The organism is Fibrobacter sp. UWB4 (assembly GCF_002210345.1).
Classification (GTDB): domain Bacteria; phylum Fibrobacterota; class Fibrobacteria; order Fibrobacterales; family Fibrobacteraceae; genus Fibrobacter.
In genome coordinates this window covers 218,499-235,875 of record NZ_MWQI01000004.1, presented here as the reverse complement: position 1 = coordinate 235,875, position 17,377 = coordinate 218,499, and the positions used below count along the sequence as shown (strand labels likewise).

The following is a 17,377-nucleotide window of genomic DNA, read 5'->3' as shown; positions in this document are numbered from 1 at the left end:
CGTCGTTGGCTTCGAGGCCATCGGCAGCGGCAGCCCAGGCGATTTTCACAGCCTGAGTTTGGCGCAAGGCGCCCTACCGCAACGGCTCGGTAATGCGAGAACAAGTTCTCGCGCTACACTCGCCTCGGGCGGTAGTCACCCTTGATTAAGCCTTAACCGTCGTGAATGCGAAAGCCTCTCCATCAGCGTCGTTGGCTTCGAGACCATCGGCAACGGCAGCCCAGGCAATTTTCACGGCCTGCGTCTCTCCGGCGATGTAAGCTTCGTTCTCCGCGACAGCTTGCTTGAATACGTCGCTTGCAGAGAACAGCGTCACTTCGATCTTGTCGGAGATAGCGTAGTTCTGGTCCTTACGGCGATTCTGGATGCGGTTCACGAGTTCGCGGGCCACGCAGGCGCGGCGGAGTTCGTCCGTAATCTTGAGATCCAGAGCCACGGTGAAGTGCTGGTTGGCTTCCACAGCCATGCCGTCAGCCACGATGCGGTTAAGCATCAAGCAGTCAGCACCGACTTCACCAAATTCGAACTTGATGGTTTCGCCAGCCTGCAGAGCCTTGATTTCATCAACGCTCAGCGAATTCAGCTTGGCAGAAATCACCTTCATGTTCTTCGCGTAATCCGGGCCCTTCGCCTTGATAGCGAGGAAGTTCGGCTTGGCGGAGAGCTGCACGAGCTTCGTCTCATCTTCCAGGAACTTCATTTCGCGAACGTTGAGTTCTTCAAGAATCAAGTCCTTCATGGTCTCGGCGACGTTCTTTTCTTCGGTGCCGTGAGCAACCACCGTCATGCTGGCAATCGGCATACGGTTCTTTACGTTGTTTGTAGCACGAATCACGCGGCCCATTTCGACCATGCCACGCACCATGGCGATGCGTTCCACGAGCTTTTCGTCCATGAGGGACTTGTCGGCGCTCGGGAATTCGCAGAGGTGCACGCTTACCGGAGCGTTGGCATCCACTTCGCGGACGAGAATCTGGTAGATTTCTTCGGCAAGGAGCGGGAGGAACGGAGCGAGAATCTTGGAGAAGTCAACGAGCACCTTGTACATGGTTGCGTAGGCGGCGTTCTTGTCGCCATCGTTTTCAGACTTCCAGAAACGGCGACGGCTGCGGCGCACGTACCAGTTCGTGAGGTCATCCACCGCGGCAATCACGGCGGGCACCACGTTGTACAAGCGGTAAGCCTTCATTTCAACTTCGACCTTGGCGGCCAAATCCTGCAGTGTTGCAAGCATCCAGCGGTCAAGTTCGTTGTCGCTCTTGACTTCCTGACCCGGCTTCCAGTTGAGCTGACCCTTGGCGGCGTCGGCGTTGTGGTTCGAGACAAAGAATGCCACAGCGTTCCAAAGCGGCAGCATCACCTGCTTCACGATGCCCTTCACGCCTTCTTCACTGAAGCGGAGGTCTTCAGCCTTCAAAGCGGCGGAGTTAATCATGAACAAACGAATAGCGTCGGCACCCGTGCGTTCAATAAGGTCGTTCGGGTCCGGGTAGTTGCGTTTGGACTTACTCATCTTGGAACCATCTTCGGCCAAGATAATACCGTTCACAATCACGTTCTTGAATGCCGGCTTCTGGAACAATGCGTTAGAAAGCACGGTCAACGTGTAGAACCAACCACGAGTCTGGTCGAGACCTTCGGCAATGAAGTCTGCCGGGAAGCTGCGTTCCACGAGTTCCTTGTTTTCGAACGGGTAATGGCGGCTGGCATACGGCATGGAGCCGGATTCAAACCAGCAGTCGAAAACTTCCGGCGTACGGCGATAAACCTTGCCATTCTTTTCAATCGTAAGCTTGTCCACAAAGTGCTTGTGCAAGTCATCGAGCTTCACGCCAGTGAGCTGCTGGAGTTCTTCAATGGAACCGACAGCAATCATGTCGCCGTCGTCAGAGAGCCACACCGGAATCGGCGTACCCCAGAAGCGGTTACGGGAAAGGTTCCAGTCGCGAGCGCCTTCGAGCCACTTGCCGAAACGGCCGTTCTTGATGTGGTCCGGAACCCAGTTTACGGTCTGGTTGTTTTCGACCATCCATTCCTTCAGAGTCTTGGTCACGCCGTCCTTGCTCGTGACAGGGGCGTCGATCTTCAGGAACCACGTCTTGAGGGCGCGGTAAATCAGAGGAACGCCGGTACGCCAGCAGTGCGGGTAGCTATGGACAATCACGTCCTGCTTGAACACGCGGCCCTGTTCCTTGAAGTAGCGGATAATTTCCTTGTCAGCTTCCTTGGCGCCAAGGCCCTTCCACATCGGGACCTTGTCGGTAAACTTGCCTTCGGTATCGAGCGGGTCGAAAAGGCCGAGGTCTAGTTCAGCGCCCTTCTGGAAGTCTTCTTCACCGAAGGAAGGAGCTGTATGCACGGCGCCGGTACCGTCTTCGGTACTCACGTAGTCGGCGGGGTAAATCTTGTAGTGGCGGGACAGCTGGTCCGGCGTCACGAATGCATCGGAAATGCGGGAGAGCGGCTCGTAGTCCTTGCCCACGAGTTCGGAACCCTTGCAGGTGTCCACGATGTTCGGGTTCTTGAAGTAAGCGGCAGTACGGCTTGCGGCAATCCAGTACTTCTTTCCGTCCTGTTCCACCAGGTTGTAGTCCATGTCCGGGCCCACAACGATGCAGAAGTTGGAGTACAATGTCCACGGGGTCGTCGTCCACACGAGGATGCTCGTGTCCTTGAACTTGGGTTCGTTCGAGTTGATCGGGAAAATCAACGTGAGGGACGGATCCTGACGGTCCTTATAGCCCTGGTTGGTTTCAAAGTTCGAAAGCGGAGTAGCAAGAGCCGGGCTATACGGCTGGATGCGGTAGCCCTGATAGATGAGGCCCTTGTCGAAGCACTGCTTGAACACCCACCACACGGATTCCATGAAGTTCTTGTCCATGGTCTTGTAGCCCTTGTCGAAGTCGACCCAGCGACCCATGCGGCGCACGGTCTTCTTCCATTCGCTCGTGTACTTGAGCACCTTGCTACGGCAGGTTTCGTTGAACTTATCGACGCCGAGCTTCTGGATTTCGGCTACGCCAGCGAGACCGAGTTCGTTCTGCACGAGAGATTCAATCGGAAGGCCGTGGCAGTCCCAACCGAAACCACGCGGAACCTTCTTGCCCTTCATGGTCCAGTAACGCGGAACGATGTCCTTGATGGTACCGGCAAGCAAGTGACCGTAGTGCGGAAGGCCCGTTGCAAACGGAGGGCCATCGTAGAAAGTGTACGGTTCGGTTTCCGGACGGGAGTCCAGCGACTTCTTGAACGATTCATCCTTATCCCACAAGCCGAGCACACGCTCTTCAATCTGCGGAAAGGTTTCTTCTTTCTTTACTTCACGAAACATGATTACCTCGATATAGTAGACAGTAGGAAGTAGGAAGTAGACAGGGAGTCTGCTTGAACCTCTACCGACCACAAGGCGTTAAATTTTCGGGCGTAAAGATAGAAATTCGCTAAAGCCACGGCAATGCGCCACCACCCCAAAGCGGTCAAAAACAGCCAGCCCCCACCTCCCCAATATTCCAAAATAAATTCACATTTTTTGCAAAAAACTCGCTCATTGTAAGAAAATTATATATATCTAATTACAAATAGGACGGGAGCAGTGAAGCCACAACTTTCGACTTATGTAAGAAAACCGTTAGTCCTTTTTGGACTATCGAGATCAATTGTAAACCTTGAATTTACAATTTCTTGATAGCTATATTAGCGGCTAATCCATTAAAAAAACAAAAAACAGAGGTACGAAAATGGCAGTAGAAGACAATTACAAAGTTGGACATGTCATCATGATAACCCTTTCCGCCGCCATCGGAGGGTTCCTATTCGGTTTTGACTCGTCCGTGATCAACGGCGCCAACGTAGCCCTCAAGGGCTATTTCAACTGTAACGATATGCAGCTTGGTCTTGCGGTTTCTCTCGCTTTGATCGGCGCAGCCGTCGGTGCATATTTCGCCGGCCGCTTGGCAGATAAGTTTGGACGTGTACGTTGCATGCTCGCAGCGTCCGTCCTTTTCTTTATCAGTGCAATCGGTTCTGGCCTTCCGTTCACCATCTACGACTTCATCGCTTGGCGCGTCATCGGCGGTATCGGTATCGGTGTGGCATCCATTATCGCCCCGATTTACATTGCCGAAACCTCCCCGGCGCATTTGCGTGGGCGTCTCGGATCCATGCAGCAGTTCGCCATCGTTATCGGTATTTTCGTAGCCCTGCTTTCCAATTACATCACAGTCCTTATTGCAGGTTCCGCAAGCAACCTGATTATGGGCGTTGAAGCATGGAAGGTGATGTTCTGGGTCGAAGCCGTACCGGCATTCCTCTACGGTGTCGCCGCCTGGCAGCTTCCGGAATCTCCGCGCTACCTCGTAAGCAAGGGCCGCATGGCAGAAGCAAAACAGGTTCTTTCCTTGATAGCAACGACTGGTATCGATGAAAAGGCCCAGGAAATTGAAGAATCCTTCAAGACCCACAAGCCGGCCAAGCTCGCCGACCTCCTCGAAACAATCGCCGGCAAGAAGCGCATCGCCCCGATTGTCTGGGCAGGTCTCGGACTTGCTATCCTCCAACAGCTCGTGGGTATCAACGTGATCTTCTACTATGGTTCCATGCTTTGGCAGAGTGTCGGCTTCGGTGAAAGCGACGCCTTCCTTACAAGCGTGATTTCCAGTGCTATCAACTTGACCATGACTATCGCCGCTATTCTCCTCATCGACAAGATTGGACGTAAGCCGCTTTTGCTCATCGGTTCTGCGGGCATGGCCGTAACTCTTGGCACACTCGCCTGCTGCTTCCTCTTCGGTTCTGACGCAAGCGGTAACCTCGTCGGTTCTAGCGGCATCCTGGCACTCCTCGCTGCAAACTTCTACGTTGCATTCTTCGCTGCAACTTGGGGCCCGGTGATGTGGGTGATGCTCGGAGAAATGTTCAACAACCGTATCCGTGCAGTCGCCATCTCCGTTTGCGGTCTTGCACAGTGGGGCGCTAACTTCCTGGTCAGCTGGTCCTTCCCGGTTCTCGTCGGTAAAGACGGCATCGGCATCGGCCCGACATACTTGATCTACACAGCCTTCGCAGCATTGAGCTTTATTTTCGTCGCCAAGCTGGTGAACGAAACAAAGGGCAAGAAGCTCGAAGCCATGTAATCACAAGAATCGCTATAAATCAACCCATCGAAGGTCTCGGATTTTCCGGGACCTTTCCTTATATAACTATTTTGATTGTTGTTGGATTAGGATTATGAATTACAAAATATTAGCACTCGCTTTTGGACTTGCAGGCTACACCATGGCAACCCCCATCAAGACTATTCCCTGGAACGGCCATGTCGGAGCCGTAAGTTTCACCTTTGACGATGCACTGGAAAACCAGGTACAAAATCTAAAGCCCGTGCTAGACAAGCTGCCAGATGTACATGTCACGTTCTTCCTCACAAGCATGGGAGACGGCTTTAGAAAAAGCGCAGATGGGTTCGCCGCACTTGCAAACGCAGGGCACGAAATGGGCAACCATACAGAATCGCACGGCCACCTGACTTCGATCAGCGACAACAGCGAATTGGAAAAAGAAATCATCCAGTTTGCCGAAAAAATCGAAAAGACAATCGCCGATAACGGGGCAAATATCCGCGTCATTTCGTTTGCCACTCCTTTCTGCGAAGACAACGACAATGTCAAAGGTTTCATTGCCAAGCACCATTTCATCAACCGCGACTGTGGCTGGCATGGCCGTAACGAATGGGATACCGAACCGGACTGGCTAAGTCTCAAGGCCAAAATCTGGACACGTTCTGGCGCTTCCGTAGACGAGATGCTTTCGTCGCTTGATACAGCGGCATTTATCGGCAACTTCGAAGGAGCAAACCCGTGGGACGTTCAAGTGAAAGGCGGTTCCTGGCTTGTCGTTTTGAATCACGGCGTCACAGATGACAAGGGCGACGATTACGCCATCGACCCAGTGGATATCGAAAAGCAATTCAAACACGCTATCGAAAACAAGCTTTGGGTCGCACCGTTCGGCACTGTAGGCGCCTATTACCGCGCACATTTTATCGTCGATTCAGCAAAAGAATCCGCAACAGACGACGGTTTTACTGTAGAATGGGAAATCCCAAGTGAATACATGCCAGCAAGCGTTCCGCTCCGCGTCAACATAGACACCCAAAGCGTTGGAGAAAACGCAATTGTTGAACAGGGTGGCAAGGCCATCAAGCGCGAAAGCGACGGCAGTTATGTTATCGAATTCACAGAAAAGAGCCTCAAGGTCCGAAAGCCAAAACCAGGCGAGAATCCTGATTCGGCAACGTCACTTCCGGGGTCCGCAACACGACCGCTTGCAAATTTTCCAAGCAACACTAAGTACACGCTTTTTGACCTGAACGGCAACGACCTTGGGAATGTCAACGGCTTTGAAGTACCTGCAAAATTTCCAAAAGGCACGTACATTATCCGGGCCGAAGCGAACGGACAAGCGCCTTTAATCAAAAAAGTTCATCGATAGCCTTCTTGACCTAACGAAAATACAAGAAATAACTGGATCCTTCGGGCTTAAGCCCTCAGGATGACAGGCCGGGATGACAATGTGAAAAGAATTGTGTAAGGCGCCCCCGGCACCCTTCGACTGCGCTCAGGGCAGGCTCTGCCAGGATGACGGAGAGGAAGAAGCCCCGTCGAAGCGGGGCTTGACAATCAGAAAGAAGATCACTTTTTTTAAACTATACGCAAAAAGCCGGGGCTTTCGCCTCGGCTTTTCGCTTTTTTAGGAATTCAAATTTGAATTACTTCACGTTGACACGGTTCATTTCGGAACCGACGCGAACGATGTAGGAACCCGTAGCCGGAACGTTAACCGTCAAGTTGCTGCTCATCAGCATGCCACCGGCAATTGCCTTGCCCTGCATGTTGTAGACAGCGAACACGTTACCAGCCTTAGCACCGTTGATTTCGAGCTGCATGCCGTTTGCGCGGACGCTGAAGGTCGGAACCATGGAGACCTTGTAGAGGCCAACCTTATCATCGATCTTGATGCCAGTGAGCTTGACCGGATCAATAGCCTGCTGGGATTCATCGAGGAATTCAACAGCCTTGATGGAGATTTCACCGATACCGCCCTGAGCATCCTTGACTTCCCACTTGAAGCCAGTAATGCAGGTGACGATTTCAGAGCCTTCCGGAGCCTTATCTCTATTAACCCAATCCAAAAGGCCACCAAAGTTGTTACCATCAAGGAAGCCCTTAAAGCCAAGTTCCGTCGGAGTCATATCGTAGGTCACTGCAGTATAGTCTCCAGTCGGATCCACGTAGATACCCGGTTCTGCACCAGCTTCAGCAGTCTTGTCATTCAATACTGCAAAGCGGATCGGGCCACTGGTCTTTGCCGTAACACGGACATACTTGATACCGAGAGTGTTGAAGTTCACGCCGCAAGTCTTCGATTCCTTGCATTCATCTTTCTTGAAGGAAACTGCAATACCAGCAGACGGATACTTGAGGAGACCGGCCTTAGCCTTTTCTTCAGTCCATTCCGGTTCCGGACCGATTTCCATGGAAGCGCGAGCAATGATAGAGCCATCGTCCAACTTGTAGAGCGGAGAAGAGCCAGAATCCGGAACCATCTTGGTGCCGATGCCGAGCTTGTCATGGTATGCACCCCAGTTCCAGAGGCCCGTAATGCCAACAGTCGTATCACCGTAGGCCTGCTGAACGCCATCACCTTCCTTGATGGACGGAGCCTTGGTCGGGTCCGGTGTGAACGGAGTGAAACCAGTGGTATTGTAGAGGTTAGGCATGTTACCCGTCACGAGGAGGAGGTAAAGCATGTTCAAGGTAGCCGGATAGTACTTTTCACCCGTCACAGATTCGCCGCAGCCAGTAACAGTTGCGCAGCTCTTCTTTTCCTTAAGGACCTTGTAAACGGTGCTGAGATAGGCCTTTGCATCGTCGCTTTCAATAGAAGATGCAGCAAGGCCAAGACCGCCGGAGAACGTAGAAGAAACAAAGTTACGGGTGCTACTTTCATCAGCAATGTACTTTCCACCAGTATAGGCATAACCGGAGTTCACGCCACTAGCAGTACGAGTCGTCGGGATAAGCCAGTTCACGACCTTCTTATTGAAAGCCTGTGCCTTGGTATCACCATACCAATAGTAAGCCCATGCCATACGCCACGGAGTACGGGCAGCGTCATCGTAGAAACCGATATCGTTAGAAACAGCTGCAGCCGTCAAAATCGGCTTGTGAGAGTTCCAGTCGCACCAGTCCGGAACAAGACCGGTCGTAGCATCCTGGCAAGCGTTCAAGTCGGTATATGCCTGGGAGATAACGCTAGACCAGGAACCGCCGGCAACATCCTGGAAAAGCTGGAAGTTGGCAGTCGTTGAATAGCTCGGGTTGAAACCGTCATTCCACTGGTTACCCGGCTTAATCTTGTTGCTAGCAATATCGTTGGAAGCAATCCAAGAAATGAGGGACTTACCAGCAGTGAGGTAAGAATCGTTGTTCCACTGCTTGGAAGCCATCACGAGAGCGAGAGCGGCATCGAAGTCAGCGTCAGAAGCTGTACCTGTACCGCCGCTGCAACCGATACGCCAGTTCATACCACCATTGGAACCAGCGCTGTTGCTTGTCCAAGTGTTATAAAGTTTCTTGAAAACTTCTTGATCGTCCATGTAGACGGTAATCAACATACCGTAAGCAATAGCTTCGGAAACAGTAGAGCAATCACCTTCCGGAGCAAGGACCCAGCCCTTGTCAGCCTTGTACCAAGCCTGCTTCCACAGGTCATAATGATCCTTGATCACCTTCGTATCGGCATAATCAATAATTGTGCCGTGCGGGTATTTCATGTTCTGCGGGAACGGGAACTGTCCAGCAGAAGCCGTCACTGCAGCTGCTGCAGCAACGCCAAACATAACTTTCGCCAATTTTTTCATATGAATTCCTTTAAAAAAAGATTTCACCCATCCACCGTAAAAGATAGTTTGAATGCATAACGAAAATCAACCCTTCTTTTGTAAAAGGATTGACATAATGCGCCAAATCACACTTAAAGTGTTCTCGAAATGTTCGTATTTGCTAATTTACGTTTACATTTCTCTGTATTAAGGAACTCATTGTCCTAAGAACCTTTGCAACAACAAAAGGTTTTGTCAAATGGTCATCCATACCAGCGGCCAGAGACTTCTGACGATCTTCTTCAAAAGCATTTGCCGACAGCGCGATAATCGGAATCCTGACCTGGGGATGCATTTTCCGAATGGCCCGAGTCGCTTCATAGCCATCCATCACCGGCATCTGGATATCCATCAAGATGCAGTCATAATAGCCTGGCGAATGTTCACGGACTTTCGACACGGCCTCAAGCCCATTTTCCGCTATTTCAACAATCATTTCGGCATCGTTCAGGAAATCCTGCGCGACTTCCCGGTTGAACTCGTTATCCTCGACCAGCAACACGCGCTTGCCCTTTAAAATTTCGCTATTTTCAAGAGAAATCTCTTCACCACCATCAATAACGACATCACTTTCTGTCGCTATCTTGAATTGCGTCCGCAGGCATACAGTCGTTCCCAATCCAACTTCACTTTGGATATCGATTTCGGCACCCATCATATCGACAAGCCGCTTCACAATGGACATTCCAAGACCTGTTCCCTGAACACCGCTCTGGGTCGAAGACTGTTCACGGGCAAACTCGTCGTAAACACGTTCCAGAAATTCCTTGGACATTCCAAGACCATTATCGCTAATATCAAAACGGAAAACAGCAAAACCATCGACCTGACAAGGGAGTTCCTCTATTGTAAAAACGACACGCCCGCCATACGTCGTAAACTTTTGCGCATTGGACAAGATGTTCCCCAGAATCTGACGAAGACTGTTTACATTGGCGACAACAAATTTATTCTTAACATTCGAAAAGTCGCAAATGAATGAAATATTCTTTTGTTTCATCAACGTCTTGTATGATCCACAAAGTTCCGTCATGCAGGAGGGCAGATTCACCATCCGTTCCTTTTGCACAATCTGTCCAGACTCAATTTTTGCCATATCAAGAACTTCTTCGATCAATTGAAGCAGATATCCACCCGACATGCGGATTTTCTTTAGAGCATCCAACACACCTTCGCGACTTTCAATATGGCGTTCCGCACGTTCCGTATAGCCCATAATTGCATTCATCGGCGTACGGATATCATGGCTCATATTCAGCAAGAACTTAGATTTCGCCTCTTTAGCCTCGGCAGCAAAAGCATTGGCTTCACGCAACTTGTAGTCGAGTTCATCCTGGCGGTTTTTCAGTTTTCGACGGAAAGCAAGCCACACAAGCGACGCAATCAGGACAAAGCCTATAGAGCAAAAGATTACGCCGAATACGGTCGCAAGGCGTGACTGCTCCCGCACCAGTTCCCCGGAATAGCTAGGTGTACGAAAGCCCGCATATTTCGTGATCTTAGCGCGGACAATCTTGGGCGAAAGATCCTGGATCCCTTTCGTCAAGATGGAAGCCAGTTCACGCGGAAACGTACGCGGCACAGCGATACGCATTCCAAGCAGCAGGCTATCACTGCCTTCGACCAGCTGATTATAAAAATACGGCGGAGTAAACACCCACGAATCATCACCACCAGCCATACCATAGCGACCATCGAGAACAACAAGCGGCTTAGTCTCGTCGTAAGTCATGACAAATTCATATTTCAGCCCCGAATGCCGCACTATTTCGGCAAAGATATCCAGCAAGATTCCTCTGGGAACATTCTTGTCCATGTACGCATAAGGAAACACCGCATTCCGGACCGTCACACGAACCACTTTGTCTTTGCTAAGGAAATCCTGCAAAAACAGACGTTCACGCTCGCTAAATACCGACAAATCCAATATACTGTCGCCATAATATTTGCTGTACAGCCGATTTCGCCAATTGGGTTCCGTTAAATCCATCTGCAGAATCGCATAGTTTATTTCTGCAAGCAATACCGAATCCGATTTGCGCACAATGAAGCAACTCGAATTTCGCCCAATAGGCAGCGAATATGCAAATAGGTTTTCAAGATTCTGCGTCCGATCCGCTGGAGATACCAAATCTATCTCTCCACGGTCAAGCATCTTTACCATGTCGTCCCATTTTTTCTCGTAGCCGACAAGTTCAAAGTTCAAATTTGCGTAGCGGGACATCTGGCGAAGCAAATCATACCCATATCCGCCTTTTTCGCCATTCTCCGATATTTCATGATAGCCGGCATTAGCGAAAAAGCCCACTTTTACAGTACGTGGACCAGCAAAGGCATGTTCCCCTAGCAGCAGCAACAATAAAGCATATAAGACCTTTGCACACATAGGCAACCATCCGGCAAGCTTTTCTTATATTTATATTACAATATATATACAATTTTTATAAAAAAGGCAATATTGAACATTTTAGCACAGGATGTACTTTAGAAAAACGATCAACAAACCAACCGAAGTTACATTTTTCTTACGCTCAGTTTGTAAAATTATATACATTTAATATGTATTGTATTTGGGTTTGAAAGGAATGCGTTATGGAAGAAAAACGCCCTCTTATTTTGGTTGTTGACGATGTGGCTATGAACAGAGCCCTGTTATCCGACATACTTAGCGACAAATACGATATTATCGAAGCCGAAAACGGAAACGAAGCATTAATGCTCCTGCGCGAGAAGACTTCTGAAATTTCGCTCGTGCTCCTCGATATGGTGATGCCCGAAAAAGACGGCATGGAAGTCCTAGACATCATGAACAAAAACGGCTGGATCAACGAAATCCCCGTCATCATGATTTCTGCCGAAACAGCCCACACGCTAGTCGAAGGGGCATACACGCTCGGCGTTACAGATTTTATCGGGCGTCCGTTCGACGAGATGGTCCTCAAGAACCGGGTAAACAACACCATCCGTCTTTACAAGAAGCAAAAGAGCCTCTCCGATCTCGTCTTAAACCAGATTTACGAAAAGACCCGCAACAACAGCATGATGGTCACCATGCTGAGCCATATCGTGGAATTCCGCAACGGCGAAAGCGGAATGCACGTGCTACACATCAACACCATCACCGAAATGCTCCTGCGGGAACTGATGCGCCGCACGAACAAATACAATATCAGCAAAAACGACATCGGCGTCATTTGCACGGCATCGTCCATGCACGACATCGGGAAAATCACCATTCCAGATGAGATTCTGAACAAACCGGGCAAGCTCACTCCCGAAGAGTTCAATATCATGAAGGGGCATACCATCAATTGCGCCCAGATGCTAAACGCGGTGCCCATCGGGAAAGACGAACGCTTAATGAAGTACGCCTACGAAATCTGCCGCTGGCACCATGAACGTTTCGACGGTCGCGGCTACCCTGACGGCCTCAAGGGCGACGAAATTCCAATCGCCGCGCAAATTGTTTCCATCGCAGACGTCTACGACGCACTTACAAGCGAACGCTGCTACAAGCGAGCTTTCACGCACGAGAAGGCCCTCGAGATGATCCACAACAACGAATGCGGCGTATTCAACCCAATCCTGATCGAATGCTTCGACGCCATCGCAGATAAACTTATAACCGCCTTGCAGACATTCGACTGGAGCAAGCAGGCAGACAAGGACTTTTTCTACATTGCCGACGCCATGATGAACAACCCGAAGCACCCGATTTACAACCAGGCATTTAGGCAGTTTATCAACGAGCGCAAAAAAAGCCACTTCTTTGAATCTACGATAGACGGAATGCTCTTTGAATATTCCTATACCCCTAAAGTAATGAAGCTTTCTTCGAAAGCATCGAAAATGCTCGGACTGCCCCGGACTATCGTTGACGACTACAAACCAAGTCTCGACACGCAGGGCGACGCTGTTGCCGAGAATCTGGAAAAAATCAAAAAAATCTTGCAGCGCAAATCAACGCCAAAGGATAAACCGTTCCTTCTTAAACAAGCTTTCAACATAGACGGAAAGAGCACCCCCTGCAATGTCAAGGTTCTCCAAATCTGGGCCAAAAGCCAGAACAAGGATCCTGAACTCACCTCCGTTTATGGACACATCGACGTAGTAAAATAACTAAGGATAGATTTATGACACTCTCTGAATTTTACAGCTCTCTCGGCGAATCTCTGGACGAAGTTCTTGAACGTCTTCGCATGGAATCTCGCGTTGCCAAATATTTAGGTCTCTTTTTGAACGATCCCAGCTTTAGCGAACTCAAGGAAGCATTTGCAAATAACGACGCAAAGACAGCATTCCGTTCAGCGCACACGCTTAAAGGCGTTGCCGCGAATCTCGGGCTGAACAAGCTCTCGGCATCAAGCAGCGAACTCACCGAAGACTTACGCCCGGAAGCGTTTACGGCAAACTCCCAGACGCTCCTGGAAAAAGTCGAAGCAGACTACAACGCCGTCGTGGAAGGCATTAAGCAGTTGGAATAATTTAGACGAGAGACGAAAGAATTTAAAAAACAAAATCAATTTTATCGATGCCTTCGGCACGATTATAAATCTCTCGTCTCTAGTCTCTCGTCTTTCGTCTCAGTGCCGAAGATACTTCTTCAACGCGTCTTCGAGTTGTGCAATGACGACGGGTTTTGCCAAGTGGCCGTCCATACCCGCTTCAAGGGATTTGCGGCGGTCTTCATCGAAGGCGTTTGCCGAAAGGGCGATAATCGGAACACGCTTGTCCGGGAACATTTTACGGATTGCACGGGTCGCCTCGAAACCATCCATCACAGGCATTTGAATATCCATCAAGATGCAATCATAATAGTCGGGGCCTTTTTCTCTTAGGCATTCCACGGCAACGGAACCGTCCGATGCAGATTCGACGATAACGCCTGCGCTCTCAAGAATGTCCTTGGAAATTTCGAGGTTCAATTCATTATCCTCGACAACAAGAACTCTAAAGCCTTCAAATGAAACCGACTCCTGTTCGGAATGGGCAAAGCGCATCTGCTCGACAGCTTCAGGATTTTCCTGAATGCGCATCGGGATGCGAATCGTAAACGAGGACCCCACCCCGACCTTGCTTTCGACATCAATAGAACCTTCCATCATATCGACAATGCGCTTGGTAATGGCAAGTCCAAGACCCGTCCCCTGTTGCTTACTAACAGTCGATGTCCTTTCCCGGGAAAATTCATCAAAAAGATGCTGCTGGTATTCTGGACTCATGCCGATACCCGTATCCTTAATAACAAATTGATACAGGCCATAGCCTTCGCGCTGTGACGGGACCTGGCTAATATCGACAACGACAGAGCCTCCCGACGGCGTGTACTTCACAGCATTGGAAACCACGTTGATAAGCACCTGATTCATGCGCAGGAAGTCAACATAGACATATCGATTTTGAATATCGTGGCGATTAAATTCAAAATGCACATTTTTCTTTTCGGCCAAGGACTTAAGCATCGGGACAAGGTCTTCGCCGTTTTCATCCAGATCAACCGGATTCAAGTCCAGTTCAACCTTGCCGCTTTCAATGCGGGACATGTCAAGCACATCGTTGATCAAAGACAAGAGGTGTTCACTCGAAAGCTTTGACTTGCTAAGGCAATCCAGAGCCTTCGCCTTGTCGTCAATGTTCTTTACCGCCATGTCGGTAAAGCCGATCATAGCATTAAGCGGTGTGCGGATGTCATGAGACATATTGAACAAGAACGCACTCTTTGCCTTATTGGCAAGTTCAGCCTTTTCTAGGCTCGCCATTTCGCGTTTAGTCTCGGCATCGACACTATGGAAACCGGCAATCACATGGTTCTTGGAGTTTTCATCCTTAACAAACTTTATCTGATAGTAAATATCTTCACCATCAACTTGCAGTCTAAAGTTAACGAAGTAAATATGTTCGCGTTCAACAGCGTCCAGCACCTTTGAAGGTTCGGTCGCAGCGCAGAACGCTTCCCGATCGCCAGGATGAACAATCGTATTCACAAGGACATCTAGGCGTTTCCCGAAGTTATCGATCTTGGACCAGCCCGGAACGAGTTTTTCAAAGAGCGGATCAAAGCGGTAAAGCACCTCGGAAAGCGTTTCGTAATCGACGTACACCACACAGCCAAAGTCATCCGACAAGCCAGAGATAACAGCCATGTCGCGATTAGCCGCAGCCTTTCGTTCGGCTTTTGCCAGTTCCTCTTCGTTTACGTTTTCAAGAGTTACAACGATATGGTTATCAGAATCAGGTGTCTTTGCGGCCTTCAAGCGATAGAACACCAGCTGCCCGTCGATGAAGAAACGAAAAGAAACCGAAACGGTACGATCGTTTTCTAGGCCATGCAGCATCCGATCTTTATTGACAAAGTCCTTGACGGCGTTCCAGTCATCCCTGTAGACCGTCTTTTCGAGAATCTGTTCCAATCCTTCAAAAAAGTTTTTGCAGTTTTCGGCATCAAGTGTTTTTACAGCACCCTGAGCGTTAAACTCGATAAAGGAATTGTCGTTTATATCAACGTAATAAATACTATCAAAGCCATCGCCTAGCGTGTTCGCAATATCGGAATACTGATCAAGTTCACGCAAATGCATCTTGAACTCGACTTGTTCAGTCACTTCCATGCTGCAGCCTTCGAGACGCACTCCTCGCGTGTACTCGTTATTGCGCCCACCGTAGTTTTTCAAAAAGATGACACCCCGCGACTGGTGGTTCCAAGCGTATTCCACCTCCGACATCGAGCCGCGAGTCATCTGGTCCACAAATTCGGCAAACCCTTCATAATAAGAAAGGTCTACATTATTGCACCACAGATTGTAGAGGTCTTCGGGGAGCGTTTCTTCAGGGAGTCCTAGAGTCAGGAGGAGGGCCTTGTCCGCATACATTCGGGGCGGTTTACCTTCATCAAGTTCGATCATCCACAAGCCAATACCTGCACTAGACAGAATCGCACGAGTCAATTCTGACGATTGAAGACAGTTCATGGTTTGCAGCTCCTCCGACAAGATATCCCTTCCAACAACCGCTAGCGGTAGTCCCTTGATATAAAATACACTTATTTTCGGGACATGTTTTCGGAAAAACGAATAAAGTCTTGAATTTTAGCATGAGTTACTAGTTACTAGTTTATAGTTACTAGAGATTTTAGCGAAAAAAGCCTAGTAACTAGTAACTTAGAACTCAAAACTAGCGAAGAGCTGCCTTTGCCGCTTTCGCCTTCTTGCGGCGCCAGACTTTAAATTCCATGTAAAGTGTGCTGACCGTATAGATGAACAGCAGTAAAAGGATGGTATTCTTCGGGCGGTTCAGGTTGCATATGCCCCATGCAAACGTAATAATGGGCAGGTGGATCAAGTACGGATAGAACGAAGCGCGACCAATATGGCGCACCAGCGGAATGCAGAAGAATTTGGCCAAGAAGCCCTTGCCCGAAAGGAGACTCACCACGAACATGCCATAAATGAAAATCGGAAGGCTATGATGGATAAAGTAATTATATCCAGGATTCATATCCGGGCGCATGAGGAATAGGCTTCCGTAAAGAGCAAGGAGCAGAAGCGCCTGCGCAAATCCGCTCACAAAGTCCTTCTTGAAGACATCAAAGACGCCCTCGTTGTAAAGGCGGTAAAGCACCATGCCGAAGATATATTCAAAGACGCGCACCGGCGCAAACATGTGGAAAAAGCGGTACTTGGCATCGAAACCATCAAACCACAAATTACCCGTTTTGCCATACACAATAGCCCATAGAAGCCCAGGAACAAACACGCCGCCGAACAGGATCCAGAGGGTACGGCGGTTCTGCTTGATAAGCCAACGGCTAAACCACGGCGTAATCGCATAGCAGAGGAAAAAGCTCGTCAAGGACCAGGACGGTTCATTCAGCTTCATACCGAGATCCGGGACTATCGACCACGTAAGCGTGAGGTGCATGAGCAGGCTCCGCCACGGGTGGAACATTTTTGCAAGCCCCGCCGAGGCGCAATCGCCAATTTCAGAGAACGCGGGCAAATGCGTGTAGCCGCTCATCTTGAACACAATCAGGACGAACATGAGGAGCGTCATGAAGAAGTGCAAGCGGTAAAGCTTCGCGATGCGGCTGAACATGAACGGGATAACCGGGATGCTGCGATCCGGATCGCTGTACTTGCTTGCAAAAAGGAACCCGGCCAGCACATAGAAGATGCCCGCTGCAAAAGCAGGCGCCGAGATGATGGGCATCACCCACTTGCAATCGGACATGTACATGAGGGCGTTGGAACTGCCCAGATGGAGCATGACAATGTTCAGGCTTGCAAGGAGACGGAGACCGTCTATGGCGGGAAAGTAATTTGCTGGTTTCGGCATTTCGAGGAAAATTTAGAAAAAACAGGGAGATTCCCCGCAAATGGAAGGGTGAATTTGAAATTTCGCAAGCGAACCTGTCCTTTTTCATTACATTTTTCTTAAATTACA

9 protein-coding genes are annotated in these 17,377 nt (G+C 49.6%); 4 read left to right on the top strand and 5 right to left on the bottom strand.

The features are described 5' to 3' along the window. Positions 1 to 145 precede the first annotated feature (145 nt). Positions 146 to 3,331, bottom strand: coding sequence for an isoleucine--tRNA ligase (gene ileS, locus B7990_RS09035; protein ID WP_088640645.1), 3,186 nt, complete (start codon positions 3,329 to 3,331; stop codon positions 146 to 148). 406 nt (positions 3,332 to 3,737) lie between these two features. Between ileS and B7990_RS09030 the strand changes: the two genes are divergently transcribed. Together B7990_RS09030 and B7990_RS09025 are read left to right on the top strand one after the other, a co-directional pair. Beyond that, positions 3,738 to 5,132, top strand: a complete 1,395-nt coding sequence (locus tag B7990_RS09030; RefSeq protein ID WP_088640644.1) for a sugar porter family MFS transporter — start codon at positions 3,738 to 3,740, stop codon at positions 5,130 to 5,132. Between the two features lie 94 nt (positions 5,133 to 5,226). After that, the gene (locus B7990_RS09025) at positions 5,227 to 6,486 is read left to right on the top strand and encodes a polysaccharide deacetylase family protein (RefSeq protein WP_088640643.1); all 1,260 of its coding nucleotides are present in this window, start codon (positions 5,227 to 5,229) and stop codon (positions 6,484 to 6,486) included. Positions 6,487 to 6,763: 277 nt separating this feature from the next. Here B7990_RS09025 and B7990_RS09020 read toward each other — a convergent pair whose 3' ends face one another. Continuing rightward, positions 6,764 to 8,917 carry a glycosyl hydrolase family 8 gene (locus tag B7990_RS09020; RefSeq protein ID WP_254917426.1) on the bottom strand — a complete coding sequence of 718 codons (2,154 nt, stop codon included), beginning with the start codon at positions 8,915 to 8,917 and terminating at the stop codon, positions 6,764 to 6,766. Positions 8,918 to 9,059: 142 nt separating this feature from the next. Beyond that, a complete protein-coding gene (locus B7990_RS09015) occupies positions 9,060 to 11,246 on the bottom strand; it encodes a response regulator (protein WP_176407267.1) in 2,187 nt (728 codons plus the stop codon). Positions 11,247 to 11,530: 284 nt separating this feature from the next. On the opposite strand from B7990_RS09015, the gene B7990_RS09010 reads away from it, so the two are divergent. Next, positions 11,531 to 13,057: an HD-GYP domain-containing protein gene (locus B7990_RS09010; protein WP_088640641.1), complete on the top strand. Its 1,527-nt coding sequence runs from the start codon at positions 11,531 to 11,533 to the stop codon at positions 13,055 to 13,057. Between the two features lie 14 nt (positions 13,058 to 13,071). Further along, positions 13,072 to 13,422: an Hpt domain-containing protein gene (locus tag B7990_RS09005; protein WP_088640640.1), complete on the top strand. Its 351-nt coding sequence runs from the start codon at positions 13,072 to 13,074 to the stop codon at positions 13,420 to 13,422. Between the two features lie 99 nt (positions 13,423 to 13,521). On the opposite strand, the gene B7990_RS09000 is transcribed toward B7990_RS09005, so the two are convergent. After that, complete coding sequence (locus tag B7990_RS09000; protein WP_088640639.1) at positions 13,522 to 15,906, bottom strand: ATP-binding protein; 2,385 nt, start codon at positions 15,904 to 15,906, stop codon at positions 13,522 to 13,524. 202 nt (positions 15,907 to 16,108) lie between these two features. Then, positions 16,109 to 17,269 (bottom strand): acyltransferase, encoded by a 1,161-nt coding sequence (locus B7990_RS08995; RefSeq protein ID WP_088640638.1) that lies wholly within the window; start codon positions 17,267 to 17,269, stop codon positions 16,109 to 16,111. Positions 17,270 to 17,377: the final 108 nt, after the last annotated feature.